22 protein-coding genes are annotated in these 25,380 nt (G+C 54.5%); 10 read left to right on the forward strand and 12 right to left on the reverse strand.

What is annotated here, in order from left to right; translation table 11 throughout:
- Positions 1-169 precede the first annotated feature (169 nt).
- From B2Q93_RS16455 to B2Q93_RS16475, 5 genes are all read left to right on the forward strand, one after another.
- Positions 170-568: a CidA/LrgA family protein gene (locus B2Q93_RS16455; RefSeq protein WP_040074808.1), complete on the forward strand. Its 399-nt coding sequence runs from the start codon at positions 170-172 to the stop codon at positions 566-568.
- The gene (locus B2Q93_RS16460; protein WP_040074807.1) at positions 565-1,260 is read left to right on the forward strand and encodes a CidB/LrgB family autolysis modulator; all 696 of its coding nucleotides are present in this window, start codon (positions 565-567) and stop codon (positions 1,258-1,260) included. Before B2Q93_RS16455 ends, B2Q93_RS16460 begins: the two co-directional genes overlap by 4 nt.
- A gap of 128 nt (positions 1,261-1,388) precedes the next feature.
- A complete protein-coding gene (gene cdd / locus B2Q93_RS16465; protein ID WP_286933790.1) occupies positions 1,389-2,273 on the forward strand; it encodes a cytidine deaminase in 885 nt (294 codons plus the stop codon).
- Between the two features lie 127 nt (positions 2,274-2,400).
- Positions 2,401-3,120, forward strand: coding sequence for an outer membrane permeability protein SanA (gene sanA / locus B2Q93_RS16470; protein ID WP_286933791.1), 720 nt, complete (start codon positions 2,401-2,403; stop codon positions 3,118-3,120).
- A 255-nt stretch (positions 3,121-3,375) separates the two neighbouring features.
- The gene (locus B2Q93_RS16475) at positions 3,376-3,636 is read left to right on the forward strand and encodes a hypothetical protein (RefSeq protein WP_286933792.1); all 261 of its coding nucleotides are present in this window, start codon (positions 3,376-3,378) and stop codon (positions 3,634-3,636) included.
- Between the two features lie 551 nt (positions 3,637-4,187).
- On the opposite strand, the gene mglC is transcribed toward B2Q93_RS16475, so the two are convergent.
- The 7 genes from mglC to B2Q93_RS16510 all read right to left on the reverse strand — a co-directional run bounded on the left by mglC (position 4,188) and on the right by B2Q93_RS16510 (position 12,383).
- Positions 4,188-5,198 (reverse strand): galactose/methyl galactoside ABC transporter permease MglC, encoded by a 1,011-nt coding sequence (gene mglC / locus B2Q93_RS16480; protein WP_040074800.1) that lies wholly within the window; start codon positions 5,196-5,198, stop codon positions 4,188-4,190.
- Between the two features lie 15 nt (positions 5,199-5,213).
- Complete coding sequence (mglA, locus tag B2Q93_RS16485; protein WP_046884740.1) at positions 5,214-6,734, reverse strand: galactose/methyl galactoside ABC transporter ATP-binding protein MglA; 1,521 nt, start codon at positions 6,732-6,734, stop codon at positions 5,214-5,216.
- Between the two features lie 81 nt (positions 6,735-6,815).
- Positions 6,816-7,814, reverse strand: a complete 999-nt coding sequence (gene mglB / locus B2Q93_RS16490) for a galactose/glucose ABC transporter substrate-binding protein MglB (protein ID WP_046884739.1) — start codon at positions 7,812-7,814, stop codon at positions 6,816-6,818.
- A 295-nt stretch (positions 7,815-8,109) separates the two neighbouring features.
- Positions 8,110-9,132, reverse strand: a complete 1,023-nt coding sequence (galS, locus tag B2Q93_RS16495) for an HTH-type transcriptional regulator GalS (protein ID WP_040074796.1) — start codon at positions 9,130-9,132, stop codon at positions 8,110-8,112.
- Positions 9,133-9,287: 155 nt separating this feature from the next.
- Entirely contained in the window at positions 9,288-10,445 is a 1,158-nt protein-coding gene (gene yeiB / locus B2Q93_RS16500) for a DUF418 domain-containing protein YeiB (protein WP_286933794.1), read from the reverse strand.
- Positions 10,446-10,462: 17 nt separating this feature from the next.
- Positions 10,463-11,131, reverse strand: coding sequence for a GTP cyclohydrolase I FolE (folE, locus tag B2Q93_RS16505; protein ID WP_046884737.1), 669 nt, complete (start codon positions 11,129-11,131; stop codon positions 10,463-10,465).
- Between the two features lie 106 nt (positions 11,132-11,237).
- A complete protein-coding gene (locus tag B2Q93_RS16510) occupies positions 11,238-12,383 on the reverse strand; it encodes a YbfB/YjiJ family MFS transporter (RefSeq protein ID WP_286933795.1) in 1,146 nt (381 codons plus the stop codon).
- Positions 12,384-12,520: 137 nt separating this feature from the next.
- Between B2Q93_RS16510 and fghA the strand changes: the two genes are divergently transcribed.
- Positions 12,521-13,357 carry an S-formylglutathione hydrolase gene (gene fghA / locus B2Q93_RS16515; protein ID WP_286933796.1) on the forward strand — a complete coding sequence of 279 codons (837 nt, stop codon included), beginning with the start codon at positions 12,521-12,523 and terminating at the stop codon, positions 13,355-13,357.
- Between the two features lie 255 nt (positions 13,358-13,612).
- Positions 13,613-15,598 (forward strand): ligand-gated channel protein, encoded by a 1,986-nt coding sequence (locus B2Q93_RS16520; RefSeq protein WP_046884734.1) that lies wholly within the window; start codon positions 13,613-13,615, stop codon positions 15,596-15,598.
- Between the two features lie 54 nt (positions 15,599-15,652).
- Here B2Q93_RS16520 and B2Q93_RS16525 read toward each other — a convergent pair whose 3' ends face one another.
- A complete protein-coding gene (locus B2Q93_RS16525; RefSeq protein WP_040074787.1) occupies positions 15,653-17,122 on the reverse strand; it encodes an amino acid permease in 1,470 nt (489 codons plus the stop codon).
- A 155-nt stretch (positions 17,123-17,277) separates the two neighbouring features.
- Complete coding sequence (gene yieE, locus B2Q93_RS16530; protein WP_212477739.1) at positions 17,278-18,144, reverse strand: DNA-binding transcriptional regulator YeiE; 867 nt, start codon at positions 18,142-18,144, stop codon at positions 17,278-17,280.
- Between the two features lie 125 nt (positions 18,145-18,269).
- Between yieE and B2Q93_RS16535 the strand changes: the two genes are divergently transcribed.
- Together B2Q93_RS16535 and nfo are read left to right on the forward strand one after the other, a co-directional pair.
- Positions 18,270-19,316, forward strand: a complete 1,047-nt coding sequence (locus B2Q93_RS16535) for a YeiH family protein (protein ID WP_286933797.1) — start codon at positions 18,270-18,272, stop codon at positions 19,314-19,316.
- Between the two features lie 77 nt (positions 19,317-19,393).
- Complete coding sequence (nfo, locus tag B2Q93_RS16540) at positions 19,394-20,257, forward strand: deoxyribonuclease IV (RefSeq protein WP_212477737.1); 864 nt, start codon at positions 19,394-19,396, stop codon at positions 20,255-20,257.
- Between the two features lie 104 nt (positions 20,258-20,361).
- On the opposite strand, the gene B2Q93_RS16545 is transcribed toward nfo, so the two are convergent.
- Positions 20,362-21,615, reverse strand: a complete 1,254-nt coding sequence (locus B2Q93_RS16545) for a NupC/NupG family nucleoside CNT transporter (RefSeq protein ID WP_046884731.1) — start codon at positions 21,613-21,615, stop codon at positions 20,362-20,364.
- 115 nt (positions 21,616-21,730) lie between these two features.
- Positions 21,731-22,663, reverse strand: a complete 933-nt coding sequence (rihB, locus tag B2Q93_RS16550) for a ribosylpyrimidine nucleosidase (RefSeq protein WP_207292115.1) — start codon at positions 22,661-22,663, stop codon at positions 21,731-21,733.
- Between the two features lie 126 nt (positions 22,664-22,789).
- Here rihB and B2Q93_RS16555 point away from each other — a divergent pair, with 126 nt between their 5' ends.
- A complete protein-coding gene (locus tag B2Q93_RS16555) occupies positions 22,790-23,488 on the forward strand; it encodes a transcriptional regulator YeiL (RefSeq protein ID WP_046884729.1) in 699 nt (232 codons plus the stop codon).
- 192 nt (positions 23,489-23,680) lie between these two features.
- On the opposite strand, the gene fruA is transcribed toward B2Q93_RS16555, so the two are convergent.
- Positions 23,681-25,366 carry a PTS fructose transporter subunit IIBC gene (fruA, locus tag B2Q93_RS16560; protein ID WP_040074778.1) on the reverse strand — a complete coding sequence of 562 codons (1,686 nt, stop codon included), beginning with the start codon at positions 25,364-25,366 and terminating at the stop codon, positions 23,681-23,683.
- Between the last annotated feature and the right edge of the window lie 14 nt (positions 25,367-25,380).

Consider the following 25,380-nt stretch of genomic DNA (forward strand, 5'->3'; position numbering starts at 1 on the left):
GATTCATATATAAATCGTATATCGTCAGCGAAGGCTTGTCACCCGTGTTTGTGGAAATGCCCGACGTTCCAAAAAGCAATGTCTGGTATGCTCAAATTTCATGATGTGATCCGTAGCACGTTTCCGGGTTTAATTGTATGATGAATGCGTTTCTTCAAGGGCTTTCACCATGAACAAATCATTGAATAACGTCTGGCAGTATCTGCGCGCGTTCATATTTATCTATCTCTGCCTCTACGTGGGTAACTTCCTGGCATCGCTGCTGCCGATCACCATTCCGGGCAGCATCATAGGCATGCTGATCCTCTTTGTCTTACTGGCGCTGCAGATCATTCCAGCGAAGTGGGTTAAACCGGGATGCTCGGTGCTGATTCGCTATATGGCGCTGCTGTTTGTCCCCATCGGCGTGGGGGTGATGCAGTATTACGACCTGCTAAAAGCCCAGTATGGTCCGATCGTTGTTTCCTGTTTTATCAGCACTCTGGTGGTCTTCCTGGTGGTGAGCTGGAGTTCACACCTGGTTCATGGTGAGCGCAAAGTAATTGGCGAGAAGGAGAGTAAGAAATGATGGCAAATATCTGGTGGTCATTGCCATTAACCCTGGCCGTCTTCTTCGCCGCGCGTAAGCTCGCCATGCGTTTTAAGATGCCGCTGCTCAATCCGTTACTGGTGGCGATGGTGGTTATCATCCCTTTCCTGCTGGTGACCGGTATCTCGTACGAGCACTATTTTGCTGGCAGTAAAGTGCTCAACGATCTCCTGCAGCCTGCGGTCGTGGCGCTGGCTTTCCCGCTGTATGAACAGCTGCATCAAATCCGTGCGCGCTGGAAATCCATCATCACTATCTGCCTGGTGGGCAGCGTGGTGGCGATGATCACCGGTACCTCGGTTGCACTGCTGATGGGGGCATCACCGCAAATCGCCGCCTCTATTTTACCGAAATCGGTCACGACCCCTATTGCGATGGCGGTGGGCGGAAGCATTGGCGGTATCCCGGCCATTAGCGCCGTTTGTGTAATTTTTGTCGGCATCCTCGGGGCGGTGTTTGGTCACACGCTGCTGAATCTGATGCGCATTCGGACTAAAGCAGCCCGCGGCTTAGCGATGGGAACCGCGTCGCATGCCCTTGGCACCGCACGCTGTGCCGAGCTGGATTATCAGGAAGGGGCTTTCAGTTCGCTGGCGCTGGTGATTTGCGGGATCATGACCTCGCTTCTCGCGCCGTTCCTGTTCCCGGTGATTCTGGCGGTAATGGGCTAAAATTTGCGACGCGTCGCGCATTTTTCATTTCTGTTTCATAAGTTGCACACATAATGAGATCGCCGTCACATATAAACCGGTTGCGGCTCCGTACACTACCGATCCATTAATCCTTATGAGGCAATGCCATGCACCCACGTTTTCAATCAGCTTTTGCCCAGCTTGCAGAGAATTTGCAATCAGCCCTGGCCCCGATTCTGGCAGATGCGCACTTCCCCGCCCTGCTGACGGCTGAACAGGTCACCGCCCTGAAACGGGCAACCGATCTGGATGACGACGCGCTGGCCTTTGCGCTACTGCCGCTGGCCGCCGCCTGCGCACGCGCTGATCTTTCGCACTTTAACGTCGGTGCCATTGCGCGCGGCGTGAGCGGCACCTGGTATTTTGGCGGCAATATGGAGTTTCTGGGCGCCACCATGCAGCAGACGGTGCATGCCGAGCAGAGCGCCATCAGCCATGCCTGGCTGCGCGGTGAAAAAGGGCTGAGCGCCATCACCGTAAATTACACGCCTTGCGGCCACTGTCGTCAGTTTATGAATGAGCTGAATAGCGGCTTAGAGCTGCGCATCAACCTGCCGGGTCGCGCCCCTCATATGCTGGCCGATTACCTGCCTGATGCTTTTGGTCCAAAAGATCTGGAGATCAAAACCCTCCTGATGGATGAGCAGAATCAGGGGTTCGCTCTGAGTGGCGACGCCTTAACTCAGGCCGCCATCGCCGCCGCCAACCAATCCCACGCCCCTTATAGTAACGCCCCGAGCGGTGTGGCCCTGGAGTGCCGGGACGGTACGATCTTCACGGGTAGCTATGCTGAGAACGCGGCATTCAACCCGACCCTGCCCCCATTGCAGGGTGCCCTGAATCTGCTGAGTCTGAATGGCTATGATTATCCGGACATTCAGCGCGCCATGCTGGCTGAAAAAGCCGATGCGTCGCTCATTCAGTGGGATGCTACGGTGGCAACCCTGAAGGCGCTGGGCTGCCAGAATATTGACCGCACCTTGCTGGCCTGATCCGCTTCGCGGGCAGAAATGCCCGCGTATCTGGTGAAAATCCCCCCAATTAAACCGCCGTTTCTTGCGCTTACCAGACGGGTAAAGTAGCCTGAGTGAAATTTCACCCACGACACGAGTCATCTCCATGTTTAAGCGCGTTTTTTACAGCCTCTTTGTCCTGACTGGCATCGTGCTGTTGACTGCGCTTGGCCTCGACCGCTGGATGAGCTGGAAAACCGCCCCTTACATCTTCGACGACCTGCAAGACTTGCCTTACCGCCAGGTGGGCGTGGTGCTGGGTACCGCCAAGTATTACCGCACCGGGGTGATCAATCAGTATTACCGCTACCGTATTCAGGGGGCGCTGAATGCCTATAACAGCGGCAAGGTAAACTACCTGCTGCTGAGCGGCGATAATGCACTCCAGAGCTATAACGAGCCGGTCACGATGCGTAAAGATCTGATTGCCGCCGGGGTCGACCCCGCGGATATCGTGCTCGACTATGCTGGTTTTCGTACCCTGGACTCGATTGTGCGCACCCGTAAAGTCTTTGATACCAACGACTTTATCATTATCACTCAGCGCTTCCATTGCGAACGCGCGCTGTTTATTGCGCTGCATATGGGCATTCAGGCCCAGTGCTACGCGGTCCCGTCGCCGAAAGATATGCTCACCGTACGGGTACGCGAATTTGGCGCACGTCTGGGTGCGCTGGCTGATCTCTACCTCTTCAAACGTGAACCGCGCTTTTTAGGCCCACTGGTGCCGATCCCCACCCAACACGAAGTGCCGGAAGACGCGCAGGGTTACCCGGCGGTCACGCCGGAGCAACTGCTGGATTTCCAGAAAAAAGAGAAAAAGTAGCCGTTTTATTTACGGCGAAAAGGAGACGGCAAGTCTCATCATTGCACAGAGAGCCCGCTATTGGACTGACTCCCTATCGCGGGCTTTTTCATGGATACGTGCAGTCAGAGAGTTATGATAAAAGTCCTCGAACTGATGTCTGCAATGAGCGAGGTGCGGACATCGCGACTCGAACAGGATTTCTGACAAGATAAGGTATTGATGAAAAAGCATTCAATTTCCAGCGTTTGGCGAAGACAATGTAAGGGAGGCGTAATGTTCACCCCGGAGTTTATAAATGAAGAACGCGGCGAGTTTGTACTTGTGGCCAACCACAGTCTGGCATCACCGGAATCGATAAGACTCAGTATTGCATACAATATTGCCAGAATAAGCTGGGGACTATCGCAGCTTCCACCGCACATTCAAACTTGCCGGGTCGTCTATGACATCAGAGGACAATTTATCCCTGATCAGGCTCAGGCCTTGGTCAGGCAAGCGCTTGAGCAGGTAGCGATTGTGGAGTTTAGAAGCTGATGGGACTCCAATTAATTATCAAATCAGAACGTACCAAGATAGAGAAAGCATTGGGAGCGCTGACATCAGAATGTGAAATATTTCCGGTCGGTGAAGGCCTTTTCGGTATTTCTATTTCGGAGCGAAGTCTCTTATCCGCGGGTGAAGTTGCCGTGCTAAAAAAACTCGACCCACTCACACGTTTTGACCTGTGGCACGGAGCCTGGCAAGAACCCAAGCGACGTTGGCTTTGGTGAGTTTCAGCGCTGAGCCAGGTAAGGAAGTCGCATTGCATGTTGGGTGTAGATCCCCTGTTTTCATTAGCAAAGCGGCTAAGGTTCTCAACATTAAAATATGAATGTCCGCTTCTGGCACAAAGCGGACCTTTTCGTATTTTTCTCTGAACGTTAACAAGACATCTGTGTCTCGCAGCCCAGGTGCTACTTCTGCTTTGCGTTGACAGTCGAACGTTGCAGGATACGTTGCGTCGCCACGAAACTAGCCCACCCTCTCTTCTTTGCTGGAAATAAAAAAGCCCGCACAGTAAGCGGGCCTGATAACAGATGGATAGATTATTTCTTACGCGCGTATTTCAATGAATCCAGCGCAACGGCGAAGATAATAATGCCGCCCTTGATAATGTACTGCCAGTAAGGGTTCACGCCGATATAGGTCAGACCGTAGTTGATAACGGTAAAGATAATGACCCCCGTCACCACGCCGAGTACGGTACCCACACCGCCGCTGAACGAGACGCCGCCCACTACGCAGGCTGCAATCGCATCCAGTTCGTACATAAAGCCGAGGTTGTTGGTTGCCGAACCGATACGGCCCGCTTCCAGCATCCCACCGAAGGCATAGAAGACACCCGACAGCGCATAAATCATCAGCAGATTCAGGCCAACGTTAACGCCAGACACTTTTGCCGCTTCCGGGTTGCCGCCGATAGCGAAGATGTTTTTGCCAAAACGGGTCTTGTTCCACAGGATCCAGACGAAGGCCACCGCAATCAACGCATAGAAGGTGATATACGAAAGACGGAAGCTCCCGAGTGCGATAAAGCCCTGCGTGAAGGAGGAGAATCCGCTGTCGAAGCCAGAAATAGGCGATGCGCCTACGAAGTCGTAGTACAGGGAGTTGATACCGTAAACGATGATCATCGTACCCAGGGTGGTGATAAACGGCGTCACGTTCAGGTAAGCGATGATAATGCCGTTAATCAGACCAATGACGGCACCCACTGCGCAGACGATGAGCATAACCACGAAAATCGGCATGGTCGCCATCTCCGGGAACACCTTGTTGGCGTTCTCCATCGACTGCAACAGCGTGGCGGCGACAACCGCAGCCAGACCCACCTGACGTCCGGCAGAGAGGTCAGTCCCCTGGGTTACAATCAGCCCGGCAACGCCGAGGGCGATGATAATACGCACGGAGGACTGGGTCAGGATGTTACTCAAGTTCAATAAGCTTAAGAACGTGGGGTCCTGGAAAATAATAATGGCCAGTAACACTAAAAGAACAACGTAAATACCGCCTTCTTTCAGATAAGTGAGAAAACTTTTTTTATTTAACGCACTCATGAGGAGCCCCTGATCTTAAAGGTGCAAAGACGCAAGACGGAGAATTTCGTTTTGCGTTGTCGTTTTGGTGTCAACAATTCCGGCAACGAGACCATTGCTCATTACCAGAATACGGTCTGTGATCCCTAACAATTCCGGCATTTCGGAAGAAATAATAATGATCCCTTTATTCTTTTTAGCCAGTTCAGCAATCAGCTGATAGATTTCAAATTTTGCACCTACGTCAATGCCACGGGTGGGTTCGTCCAGCATTAAAATTTCGGGCTGGGTCAACAACCAGCGGCCAATAATGACTTTCTGCTGGTTACCACCAGAGAGAGAACCAATCTGGGTGCGGTGCCCTGGCGTTTTAACGCGCATTGAGTCAATAACCCACTGGGTATCACTCTTCATGCGGGAATTATCCAGCAGACCGACTTTATTTTTATAGTTGCGAATATTAGAAATTAACGAGTTAAAGTTAATATCCAGATAAGCGTAAATACCGGTAGAGCGGCGCTCTTCGGTGACCAGCGCAAAACCATGGTTAATGGCTTCGTTGGCGTTATGGTTATTAATTTTTTTACCATGCAGGGTAATGGTGCCGCCCGATTTTTCACGGATACCAAACAGGGTTTCCACGATATCGGTACGCTTCGCCCCCACCAGACCGGCAATGCCCAGGATCTCGCCCTTATGCAGGTCGAAGGAGACATCACGAATCGAGGGTTGACGCAGAGAGGTCAGGTTACGGACCTCGAGGATCACTTCGCCCGGGACGTTCTCGCGGTCCGGGAAGCGCTGGTTCAGTGAGCGCCCCACCATCATGGCGATGATCTTATCCATATCCAGCCCTTCAAGAGGCTGAGTGGCAATCCACTGACCGTCACGCAGAATGGTGATTTCATCGCAGAGCTGGAAGATCTCTTCCATCTTATGCGAGATATAAACAATGCCGCAGCCACGCTCTTTCAGCTTGCGGATAATAGTAAACAGATGGTTCACCTCTTTTTCCGTTAAGGAAGAAGTCGGTTCATCCATAATGACAATCTTGGCATCATAGGAAAAGGCTTTCGCAATTTCGATCATCTGCATTTGAGAAACGGATAGCGTGCCAACGCGGGCCCGTGGGTCAATATCAATATCCAGTTCATCAAAAATCGCTTTGGTATCGCGATACATTTTGTCCTGATCGACAAATACGCCTTTAGTGGGGTAACGCCCCAGCCACATATTGTCCATAACAGAACGCTGGAGAACCAGGTTTAATTCCTGGTGCACCATTGAAATGCCGTTTTCCAGTGCTTCTTTGGCCGAATGGAAGTCAATCTCTTTCCCCTGAAAAAGAATGCTACCTGAATCTTTAGAATAGATTCCAAAAAGGCATTTTAATAATGTTGATTTACCTGCACCGTTCTCCCCCATCAACGCGTGAATAGAGTGAGGACGCACTTTCAAATTAACATTATCGAGAGCCTTAACGCCCGGGAAAGACTTGTTGATATTGCTCATTTCCAACAAGAATTCACCCGACGACTGAGTATTTGTGCTGACCATAATTATACCTTGTTGGCCTCGCATATCGCGTTATAAAAGGGCGCAACGAATTGCGCCCAGTGAGAACTTACAAAAAAGAACTTATTTACCGATAAACTCAGCCAGGTTGGACTGGTCTACGCCCACGTAAGGTACGCGTACGATTTTATTTTCAATTTTCCAGTTGGTGCCATCAGCGGCACCTTTACCGTCGGCCAGGTTTTTCGCCAGGTCGAAGGTGGCTTTCGCCTGGTTGTTGGCATCGTTCAGAACGGTACCGGCCATTGCGCCAGATTTAACCAGAGCCAGCGCTTCTGGCAGGGCATCAACACCGAATACCGGAACAGAGGATTTGTTGTGTGCTTTCAGCGCTTCTACCGCACCCATTGCCATCGCATCGTTGTTGGCAATGACCACTTCAATTTTGTTCGCATTCGGGCCAGAGAGCCATGCGTCCATCTTATCTTTCGCCTGAGCGGTATCCCACATTGCGGTATCTAACGCCAGCTGCTGGGTCTTCAGGCCCTTGTCATTCAGCTCTTTAATCACGTAAGAGGTACGCGCTTCTGCATCCGGGTGGCCCGGCTCGCCTTTCAGCAGCACGAACTGAATCTGACCATCTTTGTTCAGGTCCCAGTTCGGGTTAGCCGCCCAGTGTTTAGCAATCAGGTCGCCCTGGATAATGCCGGATTCTTTCGAGTCGGTGCCCACGTAGAACGCTTTGTCGTAGCTATCCAGCGCTTTACGGGAAGGTTCTTTGTTGAAGAAGACGATAGGAACGTTCTGGCCACGTGCTTTTTCAATAACGGTGCCTGCAGCAGCCGGGTCAACCAGGTTGATTGCCAGGGCTTTAACGCCCTTCGCCAGCAGAACGTCAATCTGATCGTTCTGTTTGGACTGGTCATTCTGGGAGTCATTCATCAGCAGCTGAACATCTGGCGCTGCTTTAGCATCTTTCTCGATAGCTTTACGCACAACAGACATGAAGTTGTCGTCGTATTTATAAATAGTTACACCGATACGGGTATCAGCAGCGTGCGCTGCGGCACCGAAAAGCATGCTTGCCATTACAGCAGACAGGGTCAACACCTTCTTATTCATGGTATCTCCGGTTTTTTTTATGCAGGGTAGTTCGTGTGAATAACGGTCGGCGGGCAGTGTGTTAAAAAAACGTTACTGACTACCGAAGCTCACTTATAAAATTTCTATCTTCCTTGGTCGGTAACGCTCCAGAATGCGTTTTTTTCGTTGTTTGCGGCACGTTTGCTATGGTGAAAATGAATAATCACCGTTACATAGCGTTTCAGCCCCTAAAACGCTGACATCATAGCCAGCGCCTTGTTAAGATACTGTGAATTTACTCACAGATTGAAAGCGGTTACATCACCGCAGATAATTAGTTAGTGATCGGCGCCACAATTTGCCGAATGGCAACGGAATGGCGACGTACCAGCGTTGGCATAAAACAGTGCGTCGCATCAGGATCAAGTTGCCCCGCCGCGCCCAGTAATGCCAGTTCTGTCGCCAGTTTCGCCATAGAAGCAATGGGATAACGGACGGTAGTGAGCTGCGGATCGGTGTAACGGGCAATGGGAATATCATCGAAGCCAATCAAAGAGAGATGCTGTGGCACCGCAATGCCATTATCTTTCAGCGCCGTCAGGGCGCCGGCAGCCATACTGTCGTTGTAGGCAAAAACTGCCGTCAACTGCAGGTTTCGGCCCAGCAACTCTACCATTGCCGCCTCCCCACCCTGCATATCAGGCTCTCCGGTACCCACCCAGCTATCAGAGGGCGTTATCCCCTGCTCTTTCAGCGCATTTTGCCAGCCTTCGTAACGCATCACGTCATCTTCAATATGGTGACTGGAGGCCAGATAGCCGATACGCTGATGACCATGATTGAGCAGCATCCGGGTAGCCATCATCGCCCCGCTGACGTTATCCAACCCCACGCAGCGATGGGCGTAGCCCGGTACAATCCGGTTAATCAGCACCATGCCTGGGATCTGATCCATAAAGCTGGCCAGTTCGTCGTCGGCAAGGGCTTTTGAGTGCACAATCAGGGCGTTACAGCGCTGACGTATCAGCACCTCAATGGCGTTACGCTCTTTCTCTGCCTCGTGATAGCTGTTACCAATCAGCACATACTTCTGATGCTGCTGCGCCACCACATCCACGGCTTTAACCAGCGCACCGAAAAAGGCATCCGACACATCCATCACCACCACGCCAATGGTATCACTGACCTGGGTGGCCAGCGCCTGGGCATTCGCGTTCGGGCGATAGCCAAGCTCGGCCACCGCTTTCAACACGGCTTCGCGTGTATCAGGGCTGACCAGCGCGCTGTTGTTTAAAACGCGGGAAACGGTGGCAACAGAAACGCCCGCGATGCGGGCCACGTCACGAATGGTGATCATATTCACCATCCTTAAAGAGATTGCAGCAACTCACAGACACCCCCTGTGTTTAGCAAGGTGTCTATTCTGGCAGCGCAAGCGCGGGGACTACGTGAAGAAGCTCACACAGATGAAAACGGTTACATCCATTTTGTTAATGATTGTGATCCAGATCGTTATCTGGATGTATCGTTCAATGAAACACCGGCAGCCCTGGCGGTCAGTTGGCGCCACAGCCATTCAACCGGACCCTGGCGGAACCGGCGCAGCCAGTAAACTGAGAAGAGAATGTTTGCGGCCCATACCGGGAGTACGAATGCCAGCAGTTGCAGACGGTCGAACTTCATAAACAGGCCCAACCGGTAGAAGAGTGTCGTACAAATCAGGGTTTGCAAAAGATAGTTGCTTAGCGCCATGCGCCCCACGCAGGCGATGGCGGTGACCAGGCGAAAACGGCAGAGCTGCGGCCAGTAACCATACAGTAACGCCACGTATCCCACCGTCTGGAACGGTGCACTCAGTTCGCGCGGGGCCTGCAACAGAAAGGCACACCAGCGATAGTCCCACCCCAACTGCCACTGCGTAATGACCGCCGGCAGATTGATGGCGATACCGGTCAGCACCAGCCACAGGCCAGTACGACGATAGTGCTTCAGACTAAATTCACCCTTCAGCCAGCCGCTGCGCATCAGCGCGGCGCCCATTAACATCATCCCCGCCAGTTGCCATCCGTACTGTGCCCCGAGCGCCAGCAAACTATCGCCCAGCATATCAAGGCGATTTGTCATGGCTTCACTGCCTCCGGCAAGCTTCCAGAACTGTTCATACTGTAAGTTTGCCGCATCCGGCACCCAGGAGCGGTTGGTCGAATCACCCGAGATTAACCCCAGCAATACCAACACCCCGATCCCCATGGCATACAGCACTACGCCGGTCATAAAGAGATTTTTCACGCCGTGGGCGTCGCGGATCATGCGCCAGCAAATTAACCCCACCAGCCCATACGCCAGCAGAATATCGCCATCCCAGAAAAAGAGACCGTGCAGAAAACCGAGCAGCACCAACAGCGTCAGGCGTGACTGGATCCAGCGCTTACCGCGTTTCAGTAACAGCTGTAGTCCGGCGCCGAACAGCAGGGCAAATAAGGTCAGGAATTTAACCTGAGCGAAGAGATCCAGCACCGCCCAGGTCCAGGCGTCGCGGCGAGTGATCTCGCCATACCAGGCAGGATTGAGATAAGCGGCCTTCGGCAGACCAAAGGCGCTTATATTCAAAAGCAGGATACCGAGGATGGCAACGCCACGTACAAAATCCAGCGTGACATTCCGCTCCATATACCCTGCCCTGACGATCAGTTGTGGTGACGAACGGCGCGCAGGAACTCCTGGCGGGTGTTCTGGCTGGATTTGAAAAGACCGCCCAGCGATGTGGTGGTGGTGGCGCTGGTGGCGTCGCGAATACCGCGCGCTTTAACGCAGTAATGCACGGCATCAATGGAAACGGCCACGTTATTCGTACCCAGCAGCGTCTGCAGCGCGGTAAGGATCTGCTGCGTTAAACGCTCCTGAACCTGTGGACGCTGAGCAAAGAACTGCACGATACGGTTGATCTTGGACAGACCGATTACCGCATCTTTCGGAATGTAGGCCACCGTTGCTTTACCGTCGATGGTCACGAAATGGTGCTCGCAGGTGCTGGTGAGCGTGATATCACGCACGGTGACCATCTCATCTACCTTCATTTTGTTTTCAATGACGGTGATTTTCGGGAAGTTGGCGTAATCCAGCCCGGAGAAGATCTCATCCACATACATTTTCGCAATGCGGCGCGGGGTCTCCATCAGACTGTCGTCACTCAGATCGAGATTCAGCAGCTGCATGATTTCCGTCATGTGGCCGGAAATAAGACGTTTACGGGTTTCATTGTCCATCTCCTGAACCGGTGGGCGTAGCGGGGTTTCAAGACCGCGCGCAACCAGCGCTTCATGGACAAGGGCAGCTTCTTTACTGAGTGATGGCATTCATTGTTCTCCTGCAGGTGTGGCTCGCTTTTGCCTCTTGGGGGCAAAATGTGCACTCATTGTGCGCGAGGCGGCGCACTTAATCCAGTATTCACAGCGATAATTATTACGATTGCTGTAGCCTTTCATCGTAACGGCGCCAGACCAGCGCGCCCGCGACGAACAGCGCGATACCCGCAAGGCCTAAAGCCGGCTCAAGCTGATGCGTGAGCCAGGTCGACAGCGCCGAGGTTACCGGCCCTACCAGCTGCCCGACCGCATAACCGGTAGTTAATAATCCGGCCATGTAGCGGGTATGACCAGGCGCCAGTTCACGGCCATATAACAGCGACAACTGCACGGCACATAAGAAACCGCCGCCGACCAGCAGCGCGCCGGTAATCAGGCCGGCCATACCGGGCATCAGCCAGGCGGCCAGCACGCCAATACCCTGTAACCAAAGCACCAGTGCCAGCCTGCGGTTTGACGTCGAAATATGACGCAGCGCGATACTCAGCGCAATACCGATCACTGCGGCAGCGCCAAATACGGGCCAGACGAACTGGGCGAAGACGCTACCCGGAAAACGCAGCGCCGCCATTTGCGACAGGAAGGTGGCCGGCAGGATATAGCCAAACCCCGCCAGACTGTAGCTCCATACCAGACGGCGGAGATCGCGCGTCAGGACCAGAGGCTCAGGCGCGCTCCCCGGACGGTGAAGTTGCCCGGCGCGGGGCAGATAGCGGGCGACCAGGACAATCAGCACCAGCGCCAGCACGCCATAAATCTGCCACGCGGCCCCTGCGCTCAGGGCGCGCGACTGAATATAAACCGCCAGTAGCCCGCTGATAGCAATACCGGCTCCCGGCCCGGCGAAAACCGCCGCACTCAGCCCAGGCTTGCCGTAATGGGCCAGTCGTTCGTTGGTCCAGGCGGCAATCAGCACCATCGACCAGCCGCTCATGCAGCCAATCACGAAGCGTAACAGGCCATGAACAATGGCGTTATCTGCCACGGCAGAGAGCAGCGTCAGCGCTACGGCACCGATAATCCCCAGCCACAGCCGCCCTTCAACGAAGCGGTGGGCGCGCATGGCATCCCACGCACCGACCAGATAGCCGAGATAGTTCATCGCGGCAACCAGCCCGGCGCTGGTGAGCGTCAGTTGACCGGCCGCAATCATCAGCGGCACCTGCGGCGTGAAAGCAAACCGTCCGATACCCATCGCCACCACCAGAACCACAAAACCGCTGAGCGCGATACGCAGCGCCATGATTACTCCAGTTGTTAAAATTTAGTTAATTTATGATGCAGGATCGGGAGGCGATGCGGAAGTGAAAGTTGCTCACAGGTGAATGAATTATCTGTATTATGGGCCGAATGATTCGCCCAACCCTTAAGGAGCCCTGCATGGAACTGCTCGAAGAGCACCACTGTTATGAAGGCCGACAGCAGCGCTGGCGCCACGACTCCACGGTTCTGAACTGCGCCATGACGTTCAGCATCTTTCTGCCGCCGGTTGACGAAACCGCAAGGCCACCAGTGTTGTACTGGCTCTCCGGTCTGACCTGTAATGATGAAAACTTCACCACCAAAGCGGGCGCCCAGCGTGTTGCCGCAGAGCTGGGCATCGCCCTGGTAATGCCGGACACCAGCCCGCGTGGGGACGATGTAGCGGACGATGCCGGCTACGATCTGGGTAAAGGCGCCGGCTTTTATCTCAACGCCACCGAGCAGCCCTGGGCCAGCCATTACCGCATGTACGATTACCTGCGCGATGAGCTGCCTGCCCTGATTACTCAAACCTTTGCGGTGAGCGATCGCTGCGCCATCAGCGGCCATTCTATGGGCGGCCATGGGGCATTAATCATGGCCCTGAAAAATCCGGGTCGCTTCACCAGCGTGTCGGCCTTTGCGCCGATTGTTAATCCGACACAGGTGCCCTGGGGACAAAAAGCCTTCAGCCACTATCTGGGTGATGATGCCACCTGCTGGCAGGCGTGGGACAGCTGCGCGTTGATGCTCGCCAGTCAGCCAGAGCATGCCATCCCTACGCTTATCGATCAGGGCGATGCGGATCAGTTCCTCGCTGGCCAACTCCAGCCTGCCGTGCTGGCCGAAGCCGCGCGTCAAACCGCCTGGCCCCTGACCCTGCGCATCCAGCCGGGATACGATCACAGCTACTACTTTATTGCGACCTTTATCGAAGACCACCTGCGTTTTCACGCCGAACACCTCTTCGCCTAGTTATTCAGGAGGGCGCTGCCCTCCTTCTTTACCTTCCCCTACCTTTACATTCCATCATCTTATTGAATCTTTTGTCATTCTTTACCCCTTCGATCAAACACAAATGATTTCAATTATCATTAGTGTTTACAAATAAACATTCTTTTGTACAATTCCAGGCTCTTCTCCATGCCAAAGAGTTCATACAAGACAAATACATAGGGTTCTCAGGGTTATCTCCATGGAGTTTTATCTTTTTTTATACGGAATGTACAAATGACAATACCTCAGATTAATCGTCTGGCTATCGCCGTTAGCATCGCCACTTTGTCCCCTCTCCTTCACGCAGCCGACCAGGACACCGTTGTTGTCACGGCGACCGGCTTTGAACAAAAAATCCAGAATGCCCCCGCCTCTATCTCCGTAATCTCTAAACAGCAGATCGAAGATAAGGCCTACCGGGACGTGACTGACGCGCTGAAAGACGTGCCGGGCGTGGTGGTGACAGGCGGTGGCAGCAGCAGCGATATCAGTATTCGCGGCATGTCTTCGCAATATACCCTCTTCCTGGTCAACGGTAAGCGAATCAGCACCCGCAGCACCCGCCCTAACAGCGATAACTCCGGCATCGAACAAGGCTGGCTGCCGCCGCTGGAGTCCATCGAACGTATCGAAGTGATCCGCGGGCCGATGTCCTCCCTGTATGGCTCCGATGCCATGGGCGGCGTGATTAACGTCATCACTAAGAAAGTATCGAACACCAAAGCCTGGACCGGCTCGCTGCATGGCGATGCCACCTTCCAGGAGAATAACGATTCTGGCGATCTGTTCCAGACCAATGCGTATGCCTCTGGCCCGCTGATTGACGGGTTGCTGGGGGCGAAGGTGACCGGCCTGCTCTCACGCCGCGCGGAAGATAAGATTGAGAACGGTTTTAACGAGCAGAAAATGCGTAACGGCGGTATCACGCTCAACTTCACGCCGGACGAGAAGAACGACATTGACCTCGATTTTGCCCGTGAGTTGCAGGATCGCAACAGCACGCCGGGGATGTCTAAAGCCGTTGAAAACTGTCGCGGTAACGTCTGCACTCCAAATACCAAAAGTGAAACCCGCTACGAGCACACCACCTGGGCTCTGACCCACAGCGGCTATTACGACGATTTCAATAGCACCAGCTACATTCAGCAGGAAGAGACCAACAACCCCGACCGCGATATGCGCTCGTACAACACCACCTTTAATAACCAGAACCAGGTTTTCCTGGGCGATCACACCCTGACGCTGGGTGGGCAGTATCGTTATGAAAAACTGCGTGATGAAGGTAACCAGCTGGCCGCGGCCGATGGGTTAAGCAAGCTGACCCGCTGGAGCTGGGCATTGTTTGCCGAAGACGAGTGGGCGATGACCGAAAGCTTTACGCTGACCGGCGGCCTGCGTATGGATAAAGATGAGAACTACGGCACCAACTGGACGCCACGTGGCTACGGCGTATGGCATCTGGCGGATCAGTGGACCCTGAAGGGTGGCGTCTCGGCAGGCTATCGTGCGCCCGATCTGCGTCAGTCTTCTGCCAACTGGGGCCAGGTTACCGGCGGTGGTCGTCTGAACGGCATTATTGTCGGCAACCCCGATTTGAAGCCGGAAAAGAGTCTGAGCGAAGAGATTGCCCTGCTGTGGGATAACAACGATAACCTCAACGCGGGCGTCACCCTGTTCAATACCGATTTCAAAGACAAGATCACGGAAGTCCGCCGGTGTAACAGCAGCGCCGATCCGGCCTGTACCATCGGCGACGAAACCTATGATTTCGTCAGCGATCGTGTCAACGTCGATAAAGCCAACATGCGCGGCGTAGAGTCCACCTTCGGCTGGAAAATCACCCGGGATGTGAACTGGACGGCCAACTACACCTATACCGAATCTGAACAGAAGAGCGGCCAGTTCTCTGGCAAACCGCTGAACAAGATGCCGAAGCATATGTTCAACACCACGCTGGACTGGCAGGCGACCGAAGATGTCGGCCTCTGGAGTCGCCTCAACTTCCGCGGCAAAACGTCTGAGTACCTGAGCCGTACTTCCATGTCCAAAGGCACCCCGTCTTACACCCAGATTGATGTGGGCCTGCGTTATAACGCCAACAAAAATCTGCTGGTTTCTGCCGGGGTCTACAACGTTCTCGATAAGCAGATCGATTACGATACCTACGACACCGTGCTGGACGGACGCCGTTACACCGTGGGGATGACCTACAGCTTCTGACCCACAAACAAAAAGCCCCCGGCGGTTGCCGGGGGCTTTTTTATGGCCGGAACATTATTTCTTAACGCGTCCCGGGAATTCCATTTCGCTGTAGCGCACGAAGCGCGTTCCTTTCGCCAGTTTGTAACCAAACCAGATGATGAGGAACAGCGGGATACCGATATAGGTCGCCATCACGCCACCCCAGTCGATAGTGTCCGACAGGAAGGCTTCGTAGTTCTGACCCAGGGTGATGATCAGGCAAAGTACGAAGGCAAAAATCGGACCCAGCGGGAAGAAGCCGGAGCGGTACGGCAGATCGTTAATATCATGACCCTGTTTCACATAGCCACGACGGAAACGGTAATGGCTAATGGCAATGCCCAGCCACGCGATAAAGCCCGTCATCCCGGAGGTATTCAGTAGCCACAGGTAGACCGTCTGGTTACCGAACATCGAGGTAAGGAAGCACAGGCTGGCAATAACGGTAGTGGCCAACAGGGCGTTACGTGGCACACCGCCGCGAGACAGTTTGGCGAAAATACGCGGCGCTTTACCATCGCATGCCAGCGCGTAGAGCATACGGGTTGAGGCATACATGCCAGAGTTACCCGCAGAGAGCACCGCCGTCAGGATCACCGCATTCATGATTGCCGCCGCAGAGAGCAGGCCCGCATGCTGGAACACCAGGGTGAACGGGCTGACGCTGATATCTTTTACATCATTACGCAGCAGGCTCGGATCGGTATACGGAATAATCAGGCTGATGATCAGGATAGCGAACACGTAGAACAGCAGGATACGCCAGAACACCTGCCGCACCGCGCGGGGAATGTTCTTCTCCGGGTCGGCAGACTCCCCCGCCGCGATACCGATCAGTTCAGTACCCTGGAAGGAGAAGCCCACAATCATCGCCACGCCAATCATTGCCGAGAGGCCGCCAGCAAACGGCGCATCGCCAATCTCCCAGTTGCTCCAGCCCGCAGGCTCGCTGCCCTTGAAGATGCCGACGATCATCGCCAGACCCACAATGATAAAGATAATGACGGTCGCCACTTTGATCAGGGAGAACCAGTATTCCGCCTCACCAAAGCCGCGCACCGAGATGAAGTTCAGCAGGAAGATGACGGCCAGGAAGAGCGCACTCCAGATCCAACCTGGCGTGTCCGGGAACCACCATGTCATCACCAGCTGTGCCGCCACGAGGTCAACAGCGATGGTCACCGCCCAGTTGTACCAGTAGTTCCAGCCCAGCGCGAAGCCGAAGCCTTCCTCGACGTACTTTTGCCCATAAGTAGAGAAAGAACCGGAAACCGGCATATAGGCCGCCAGTTCACCGAGACTGGTCATCAGGAAATAGACCATCAGGCCAATCAGAATATAAGAGAAGAGTGCCCCACCCGGGCCTGCCGCGGAAATCGTTGCGCCAGAGGCAACGAAAAGACCTGTACCGATGGAACCGCCAATGGCGATCATCGTCAGGTGACGCGCCTTGAGTTCGCGACGTAGCGCGGGCGCTTCTGTGGTTTTAGTTTCGGAAACCATATGAAAATGCTGTCCATTCAAAAAATGAGGCGCGATTGTAGCAGAGGATCCGCGTTCCTTCCGGCAGAAATCCTCTGTTATAAGAGAGCTTCATGACCGGTCCAGGATTATAAGTAAAGCAGAGTTTCGACCGATTTCACCCCGGCCCCTGGCGCTTACTGCTGGCAGTAGCGCAGGAAGCGTTGTAGCGAGCTGGAAAGGTGTTTCTGACGATGGCGAATGCACCATAGCGTGCGCACCAGCTTTGGCAAGGGCAGCGCAATCTCCACCAGCGAACCGCTCTCCAGTTGCTCGGCAATCACCCGCCGTGAAAGGCAGCTGATGCCCAACCCATGGCGAACCGCATGCTTGATGGCTTCCGAGTTGCCAAGCTCCATGCCCAGATGAAACTGCGGCAAATGCGACAACAGCAGATAATCGACAATTTCACGGGTACCCGAGCCATGCTCACGTAAAATCCACGGCGCCTGCGCCAGCCGCTCCAGCGTCACCTCCCCCTGTAGCAGCGAAGAGGCTGGCGAGGCAAAGACCACCAGTTCATCTTCCAGCCAGGGTTCAGCAACAATATCCGCGTTATGGCATGGCCCTTCGATCAGACCGATATCGACCCGAAAATCGATAATGGCGTTAATCACATCCTGGCTGTTCCCTACGCTCATCTCCAGCGGCAAGGTGGGGAAATCCCGGCGGTAGCGGGCGATGACCTCCGGCAGGATATAGTTGCCAATCGTACTGCTCGCCGAAACGCGAATGGCTCCGTTCTCTTCCCGGAACAACTGCTCAATCTCGACCGTCTGCTCCAGCAACGCTAGCGCCCGGGGGTAGAGCAGCCGCCCATGCTCGTTCACCACCAGCCGCTTCCCTACCCTGTCAAAAAGTTGCACGCCGAGTTGCCCTTCAAGGTCGGTGAGCGCCGCGCTGACCGCAGATTGCGATAACGCCAGCATCTGCGATGCCTGGGTCGTCGAGCCGCTTTTCAGCACTTCGGTAAAGACTTCAAGCTGGCGTAAGGTAATGTGCATAGTCGCATTCCACGGTAGGGTCAGTAGGGGGTGCTTACCACTTATAAAGATTAATTATAAATATATAATCAATTTTATTTTTAAACCAGCGCGGCGTAATCTCCAGCCAGAGAAAGGAGAAGATTATGACGACACTGATTGCACAGCATCATCGTTCTGTATGGCATTACGCCCCGGGTCTGGCCCTGAGCGCACTCATCACCGGCGCGGCACTCTGGGGGGGCAGTATCCCTGCGGTAGCGGGGGCCGGGTTTAGCGCCCTGACGCTGGCCATTTTATTCGGCATGGTGGTCGGTAATACGGTGTACCCGCGTCTCTGGCGTGCCTGTGACGGCGGCGTGATCTTTGCTAAACAGCATCTGCTACGCCTGGGGATCATTCTGTACGGTTTTCGCCTCACCTTTGCCCAGATTGCCGACGTGGGCGTCAGCGGCATCGCCATAGATGTGCTGACGCTGAGCAGCACCTTTATGCTGGCCTGCTTTATCGGACAAAAAGTGTTCGGGCTGGATAAACACACCAGCTGGTTGATTGGTGCAGGCAGCAGCATCTGCGGCGCGGCGGCGGTGCTGGCGACCGAGCCGGTAGTGAAAGCCGAGGCCAGTAAAGTGACGGTGGCCGTGGCAACCGTGGTGATATTCGGTACCCTGGCCATTTTCCTCTATCCGGCCATGTACCCCCTGCTGGCGCACTGGTTCAGCCCGGAAAACTACGGCATCTATATCGGTTCGACCATGCACGAGGTCGCCCAGGTAGTGGCTGCGGGTCATGCTATCAATCCGGAGGCGGAAAACGCGGCGGTGATCGCCAAAATGCTGCGCGTGATGATGCTGGCACCGTTCCTCATCTTCCTCTCAGCAAGGGTCAAACAGCTGGCACCGGCGGGCCAGGCGCAGAAAGGTAAAATCACCATTCCGTGGTTCGCTATCCTCTTTATCGTGGTGGCTATCTTTAACTCCTTCCACCTGCTGCCGAAAGCGGTGGTGGACATGCTGATCACCCTGGATACCGTCCTGCTGGCAATGGCGATGGCAGCACTGGGGGTCACAACCCATGTCAGTGCTCTGAAAAAGGCCGGCGTTAAGCCGCTGCTGATGGCGCTGATCCTCTTTATCTGGCTGATCGTCGGCGGGGGTGCCATCAACCTGGCGGTTCATAGCCTGATGGCATAAACCACTACATCCTTCTCCTGTTAACCCGCTATCATAAGCGTTTGCTTTCCCCTGGCGGGTTAAACAGGAGTCCCTTTATGAAATATGTTGGAGCGCACGTCAGCGCAGCTGGCGGTCTTGCTAATGCTGCCATTCGCGCTGCTGAAATTGAGGCGACCGCTTTCGCCCTGTTCACCAAAAATCAGCGCCAGTGGCGCGCCGCCCCGCTCTCCACACAAGTGATTGATGATTTTAAAGCCGCATGCGAGAAATACCACTTTGGTCCCGGCCAAATTCTGCCGCATGACAGCTATCTGATTAATTTAGGTCATCCGGTCCAGGAGGCTCTCGATAAATCTCGCGACGCGTTCATTGATGAGATGCAGCGCTGCGAACAGCTTGGCCTGAGCTTGCTGAACTTCCACCCTGGTAGCCACTTGTCGCAAATCGACGAATCCACCTGTCTGGCACGCATCGCTGAGTCCATTAATATCGCGCTGGACAAAACGCAAGGGGTGACCGCCGTCATCGAAAACACGGCCGGTCAGGGCAGCAACCTCGGGTTTAAATTCGAACAGCTGGCCGAGATTATCGCAGGGGTAGAGGACAAAACCCGCGTGGGGGTGTGTATTGATACCTGTCATGCCTTTGCCGCAGGCTACGATCTCCGTACTACCGAAGAGACCGAAAAAACCTTCGCAGAATTCGAGCGTATCGTCGGCTTCCAGTATTTGCGCGGTATGCACCTGAACGATGCGAAAAGCGCCTTTGGTAGCCGCGTTGACCGCCATCACAGCCTGGGTGAAGGCAATATCGGCCATGATGCCTTCCGCTTTATTATGCAGGACGCCCGCTTCGACGGTATTCCCATGGTTCTGGAGACCATTAATCCGGATATCTGGGCCGAAGAGATTGCCTGGCTGAAGGCACAGCAAACGGCGGAGGCAACGGCGTCAGCTTAAGCCCCGGGTCCAGCTGATAACGTCCTCTGGCCGCAGGCCCATTTCGATCGACTATCGCGCCGCTTACGCGGCNNCCCCCCCCCCCCCCTCCCGCGGCGCGACTCTTACCCAGCCAGACCAATAAAGAAGCCCGCAATGGTGGCGCTCATCAGATTAGAGAGCGTGGCGGCGGCCAGTGCCCGCAACCCCAGCTGCGCAATTTCCGGCGCGCGTCGGGGGGAAACGGCAGAAAACGCCCCGACCACGACCCCAATCGATCCGAAATTCGCAAACCCGCACAGCGCAAACGAGATAATGGCGATGGTCTTCACATCCAGCTGACCGGCAGTTTGTAGCCAGGGCGAGAAGTGGAGATAAGCGACAAATTCGTTTATCGCCAGCTTCTGACCAATCAGGCTACCGGCCAGATGCGCATCGCTCCAGTCGACCCCCATCAACCATGCCAGCGGCGCCAGCGCGTAGCCAAAAATCCCCTCCAGGGTCGCCCCGCCGAAACCAAACCAACCGCCAATACCGCCAATAATCCCGTTGATCATGGCGATAATGGCCACAAAGGCCATGACCACCGTCGCCACGCCGGCGGCGATTTTCAGCCCGGTCATCGCCCCGCTGGCGGCCGCTTCAATTACGCTTTTTGGCGGCGTTTCGGTAAAAGAGAGGTTATCAAACGATACCTGCGAGGCTTCCGTCGCCGGGCTCAGCAGGCGAGCAAAGAGAATACCGCCCGGGATCGCCATCAGCGAGGCGGCCAGCAGGTAACCAATGGGTACCCCTAAAGCGGCGTAGCCAATCATTGTCGAACCCGCGATCGACGCCATCCCGCTACAGATCGCGGTAAAAAGCTCATTGCGGTTAAGACGCTCCATAAAAGGCTTCACGATCGCCGGGATCTCATTCTGCCCGAGGAAAATGGTGGTGACCGCGACAAAGGATTCGATTTTGCTGATATTAAGCGCTTTCTGGAAAATCCCTCCAAGAAGACGAATCAGGAAGCCCATCACGCCAATGTAATAGAGCAGGCTGACCAGCGCGGTGATAAAAATAATGGCGGGCAGCACGCGAAAGGCAAACACAAAGCCGGCGCCATCAAAGACTTTGTCCATCTTGGGTCCGACCAGCGAGCCAAAGATAAAGGCGCTACCGGCATCGCTATAGGTCATCACTTTGTGGATGCCGTAGGCAGCCTTTTCTGCCAGCCACTTCCCGGGTGGAAAATAGAGCATGATGCCGCCGATGGCGATTTGCAGCAGCAACGCCGCCCCTACCGTGCGCAGACTAATACGCTTTTTATTCACTGACAGCAGAAACGCGATTGCCAGTAATACCACCATACCCAGAACACTTCTCATGACGTCCATAATGATTTTCTCTTACGGCCAGGTCTGATTTTGTTGCGGGCTACCGCTTGCTGCCCGTTGGGTGTGACAGCGATGGCGCTTTGCGCTATGGCTGTCACACCGCACGCCCAGAGGATTAGTGGTACTTACGTACACACTCTTCCACTAAGTCCCAGAACCAGTGGGTGTCGATGGTGATGCCCACTTTGGTGTTCGCCGGTTTGCCGAGAACGCCCAGCTCATCGCACACTGTACGTCCATAGCAAGGGCCACTGTTGACGTCGATTTCGACGTACATCTCCTGGGTTTTAATGCCGGCAGGGTTGATGAGGTAGGCAATACAGGTGGCGTCGTGTACCGGGCCGCCCGCTAAGCCATAGTTTTCATACTGGGTTTTGAGGGTAAAGTTCATGATGTCGCTGAAGAGCTTGCCGGCCGGTCCCCCTGCTTTTTCCATTCTGGCGATCACGTCGGCAGTGCAGACCGTCTGGTTAGTCAGATCCAGCCCCATCATCACCAGCGGCACGCCGGAGGTGAAGACAACGCGGGCCGCTTCCGGATCGGCAAAGATATTAAACTCAGCGGATGGGGTGAAATTACCGGTGCCGTAGGCCCCACCCATCAGCACAATCTCACGGATTTTGGGCACAATGGCGGGCTGCATACGCATCGCCACCGCAATATTGCTCAGCGGACCGACGGGCACCAGGGTGATATCCCCTTCGCTTGCCATCAGCGTATCGATAATGAATTTTACGGCATGCGTATTTTCCGCTTTGCGGGTCAACGGAGCAAATACCGGGCCATCCAGACCCGTTTCGCCATGGATATTATCGGCAACGATTTGCTGGCGCATTATCGGCTGCGGCATACCCGCATAGACCGGAACATGAATATCTAATGTCTGACAGACATTTAATCCATTGACTAATGTTTTATCAAGCGTCTGATTACCGGCAACGATCGTTATCCCTAATAAATCGATAGCCGGATGCCTTGCTGCCAGCATTATCGCAATAGCATCGTCATGGCCTGGATCGCAATCAAGAATAATCTTTCTCTTTTCCATTTTTATTTCCTCGGTTCGCTGTTGCGTTAATTTCATTTCAGTCATTAAGGGGGTAGTGTCGACGATTGAATGTTAACAACGGAGAACGTATGCTAAATATGAGAAATCTCACATCAGGAATGGGCCGTGAAAGAGATCCACAATGAGGTTGTTAAACAGGAATTGATTCTGCAGTCAGGATATAAGGAACGGTTTTCCGTGGATATTTTGCGGGATACCCGCTTGTTTGAGGTCGCAGCAGGTGAGGAGATCGTGAGAGTAGGCCAACAACCTGCCTGGCTCTTCTATCTCGTGCGCGGACGCGCCAGACTGTACGCCACCTCAGCCAATGGGCGGGTGTCGCTGATCGACTTCTTTACTGCACCCTGTTTTATTGGCGAAATTGAATTAGTTGACGCGGATCACGAACCCCGGGCCGTTCAGGCCATTGAAGCGTGCTGGTGTCTGGCGTTGCCGATGAAGCAGTACCGCCCCTTATTGTTGAATGATGCAACATTTTTACGGCATTTGTGCATTGCGCTAAGCCGCAAAAATTATCGAAATATTGTTTCGCTTACCCAAAATCAGTCTTTCCCGCTGATTAATCGACTGGCGGCCTTTATTTTATTAACGCAGAATTGTGATATCTATCGCGAAAAACATACGCAGGCGGCCGAATATATGGGGGTCTCCTACCGTCATCTTCTTTATGTTATTGCGCAGTTCACTCAGGAAGGTGTACTGATAAAGCAAAAAGCGGGCTATATCATCAAAAATAAATCCCGACTGCTTAATCTGGCGCGGGAGATGGATCCCGAAAATAATTTCTCTGAATTATTACGTTAACCGCTTCACGCCTTTCTCGTTATATTACGTCTATCGACTCTGCCACCCGTACGCCAGACGGGATGAGTGCGGAAAAGCGATATGTCCGGAGGGAAAATGGCCGTTTGTCAGGCCATAAAAAAACGCGGCCGACGCCGCGTTTTTGAGATGAAAAAAAGGCAGAGTCACCTCTGCCTTTATACGTGAGCGGGTTTAAGCCGCTTTGGCAACTGCTTCCGCTTCCGGGCGCTTCAGCACCGCGTAAGAGAGGCCCGCCACCAGGGTACCGGCGATAATCGCCAGCAGGTAACCCAGTACCGGCGTGATTGCCCCAGGGATCAGCAGGACAAACAGACCGCCGTGCGGTGCCATCAGCTTCGCACCAATGGCCATAGAGATAGCACCGGTCACTGCACCACCCGCGATACAGCAAGGCAGAACGCGCATTGGGTCACGCGCAGCGAACGGAATGGCACCTTCGGTGATGAAGCACAGACCGAGAACCAGCGCTGCTTTGCCGCCTTCCTGTTGTGCCTTATCGAATTTACGGCGGGCAATAATAGTCGCCAGGCCCAGCGCCAGCGGTGGCACCATACCGGCAGCCATAATGGCAGCCATCGGCGCGTAAGTCTGGGTACTCAGCAGGCCAACACCAAACGCATATGCCGCTTTGTTCACCGGGCCGCCCATATCGGTACACATCATGCCACCGAGGATTGCGCCCAGCAGTACCGCGTTGGCAGTGCCCATGGTTTGCAGCCAGTGGGTCAGGCCTTCGAGGATACCCGCGACCGGCTTACCGATCAGGTAGATCATTCCCAGACCCACCACCAGGCTTGAAAGCAGCGGAATGATCAGGATCGGCTTCAGCGCTTCCATACTCTGCGGCAATTTCAACTTCGAACTAATCAGCTTCGCGACATAACCGGCCAGGAAGCCCGCGATGATCCCGCCGATGAAACCTGAACCGGTGCTTACAGCTAACATACCGCCGATAAGGCCTGGAGTCAGACCCGGGCGATCCGCGATAGAGAAGGCAATATAACCTGCCAGGACAGGTACCATCAGCGCGAAGGCAGAACCCCCACCAATTTGCATCAGCGCCGCAGCCAGCGTGTTCGGCTCTTTAAAGGCTTCGATACCGAAAGCGAAGGAGAGTGCGATACACAGACCACCAGCCACCACCATCGGCAGCATATAGGAAACCCCGGTCAGCAGGTGACGATAAGCGCCAGCAGACTCTTTTTTGGTTTCCGTCGCGCCCTGGGCACCGCCCGCCGCCTGATACGGCTTCGCTTCTGCTACGGCCTTATCGAACTCCTGCGCGGTCTTCTTCAACGCCAGACCAGTAGAGGTACGGTACATCGGTTTTCCGGCGAATTTCGCCAGATCCACTTCGATGTCTGCCGCCACGATCACCAGATCTGCTTCAGCCACCTCTTCGGGGGTGATGGCATTGCCTGCACCCACGGAGCCGCGGGTTTCAACTTTTACCCACCAGCCGCGTTTTTTGGCTTCGGTTTCAATGGCTTCAGCCGCCATGAAAGTGTGTGCCACGCCCGTTGGACAGGCTGTCACCGCCACCACGCGTTTCGGACCGCCGCTCAGGGCCGGTGCCGTTGCCGCTGGCAGGGTATAGACCGAGGCGTGATCCTTCGCTTCGCTCAGGAACAGCTCCGGGTGGGCAACCGCGCGATTGATATCGCCCAGCCACACCTTTTTGCCGTTCAGCGCGCTGTCAGCAGGAATGGTGTCGCCCAGAACGATCACCAGTTCGGCATCGTTCGGGTTGTCCAGGATATCCAGATGTGCTTTGTGTGCCGCCGCGCCCAGCAGGGTCTTTGCCATATAGGCGCGGGCCTGTCCGAGAGCAGAGTCGATAATCAGCAGCGTTTTCATTATGCCTCTCCTGC

The organism is Leclercia sp. UBA5958 (assembly GCF_002430365.1).
Taxonomy (GTDB): Bacteria; Pseudomonadota; Gammaproteobacteria; order Enterobacterales; family Enterobacteriaceae; genus Enterobacter; species Enterobacter pneumoniae.

Coding starts and splice junctions, on each gene's coding strand:
- B2Q93_RS16455 (WP_040074808.1), top strand. CDS start 170: ATGAACAAATCATTGAATAACGTCTGGCAGTATCTGCGCGCGTTCATA.
- B2Q93_RS16460 (WP_040074807.1), top strand. CDS start 565: ATGATGGCAAATATCTGGTGGTCATTGCCATTAACCCTGGCCGTCTTC.
- cdd (WP_286933790.1), top strand. CDS start 1,389: ATGCACCCACGTTTTCAATCAGCTTTTGCCCAGCTTGCAGAGAATTTG.
- sanA (WP_286933791.1), top strand. CDS start 2,401: ATGTTTAAGCGCGTTTTTTACAGCCTCTTTGTCCTGACTGGCATCGTG.
- B2Q93_RS16475 (WP_286933792.1), top strand. CDS start 3,376: ATGTTCACCCCGGAGTTTATAAATGAAGAACGCGGCGAGTTTGTACTT.
- mglC (WP_040074800.1), bottom strand. CDS start 5,198: ATGAGTGCGTTAAATAAAAAAAGTTTTCTCACTTATCTGAAAGAAGGC.
- mglA (WP_046884740.1), bottom strand. CDS start 6,734: ATGGTCAGCACAAATACTCAGTCGTCGGGTGAATTCTTGTTGGAAATG.
- mglB (WP_046884739.1), bottom strand. CDS start 7,814: ATGAATAAGAAGGTGTTGACCCTGTCTGCTGTAATGGCAAGCATGCTT.
- galS (WP_040074796.1), bottom strand. CDS start 9,132: ATGATCACCATTCGTGACGTGGCCCGCATCGCGGGCGTTTCTGTTGCC.
- yeiB (WP_286933794.1), bottom strand. CDS start 10,445: ATGGAGCGGAATGTCACGCTGGATTTTGTACGTGGCGTTGCCATCCTC.
- folE (WP_046884737.1), bottom strand. CDS start 11,131: ATGCCATCACTCAGTAAAGAAGCTGCCCTTGTCCATGAAGCGCTGGTT.
- B2Q93_RS16510 (WP_286933795.1), bottom strand. CDS start 12,383: ATGGCGCTGCGTATCGCGCTCAGCGGTTTTGTGGTTCTGGTGGTGGCG.
- fghA (WP_286933796.1), top strand. CDS start 12,521: ATGGAACTGCTCGAAGAGCACCACTGTTATGAAGGCCGACAGCAGCGC.
- B2Q93_RS16520 (WP_046884734.1), top strand. CDS start 13,613: ATGACAATACCTCAGATTAATCGTCTGGCTATCGCCGTTAGCATCGCC.
- B2Q93_RS16525 (WP_040074787.1), bottom strand. CDS start 17,122: ATGGTTTCCGAAACTAAAACCACAGAAGCGCCCGCGCTACGTCGCGAA.
- yieE (WP_212477739.1), bottom strand. CDS start 18,144: ATGCACATTACCTTACGCCAGCTTGAAGTCTTTACCGAAGTGCTGAAA.
- B2Q93_RS16535 (WP_286933797.1), top strand. CDS start 18,270: ATGACGACACTGATTGCACAGCATCATCGTTCTGTATGGCATTACGCC.
- nfo (WP_212477737.1), top strand. CDS start 19,394: ATGAAATATGTTGGAGCGCACGTCAGCGCAGCTGGCGGTCTTGCTAAT.
- B2Q93_RS16545 (WP_046884731.1), bottom strand. CDS start 21,615: ATGGACGTCATGAGAAGTGTTCTGGGTATGGTGGTATTACTGGCAATC.
- rihB (WP_207292115.1), bottom strand. CDS start 22,663: ATGGAAAAGAGAAAGATTATTCTTGATTGCGATCCAGGCCATGACGAT.
- fruA (WP_040074778.1), bottom strand. CDS start 25,366: ATGAAAACGCTGCTGATTATCGACTCTGCTCTCGGACAGGCCCGCGCC.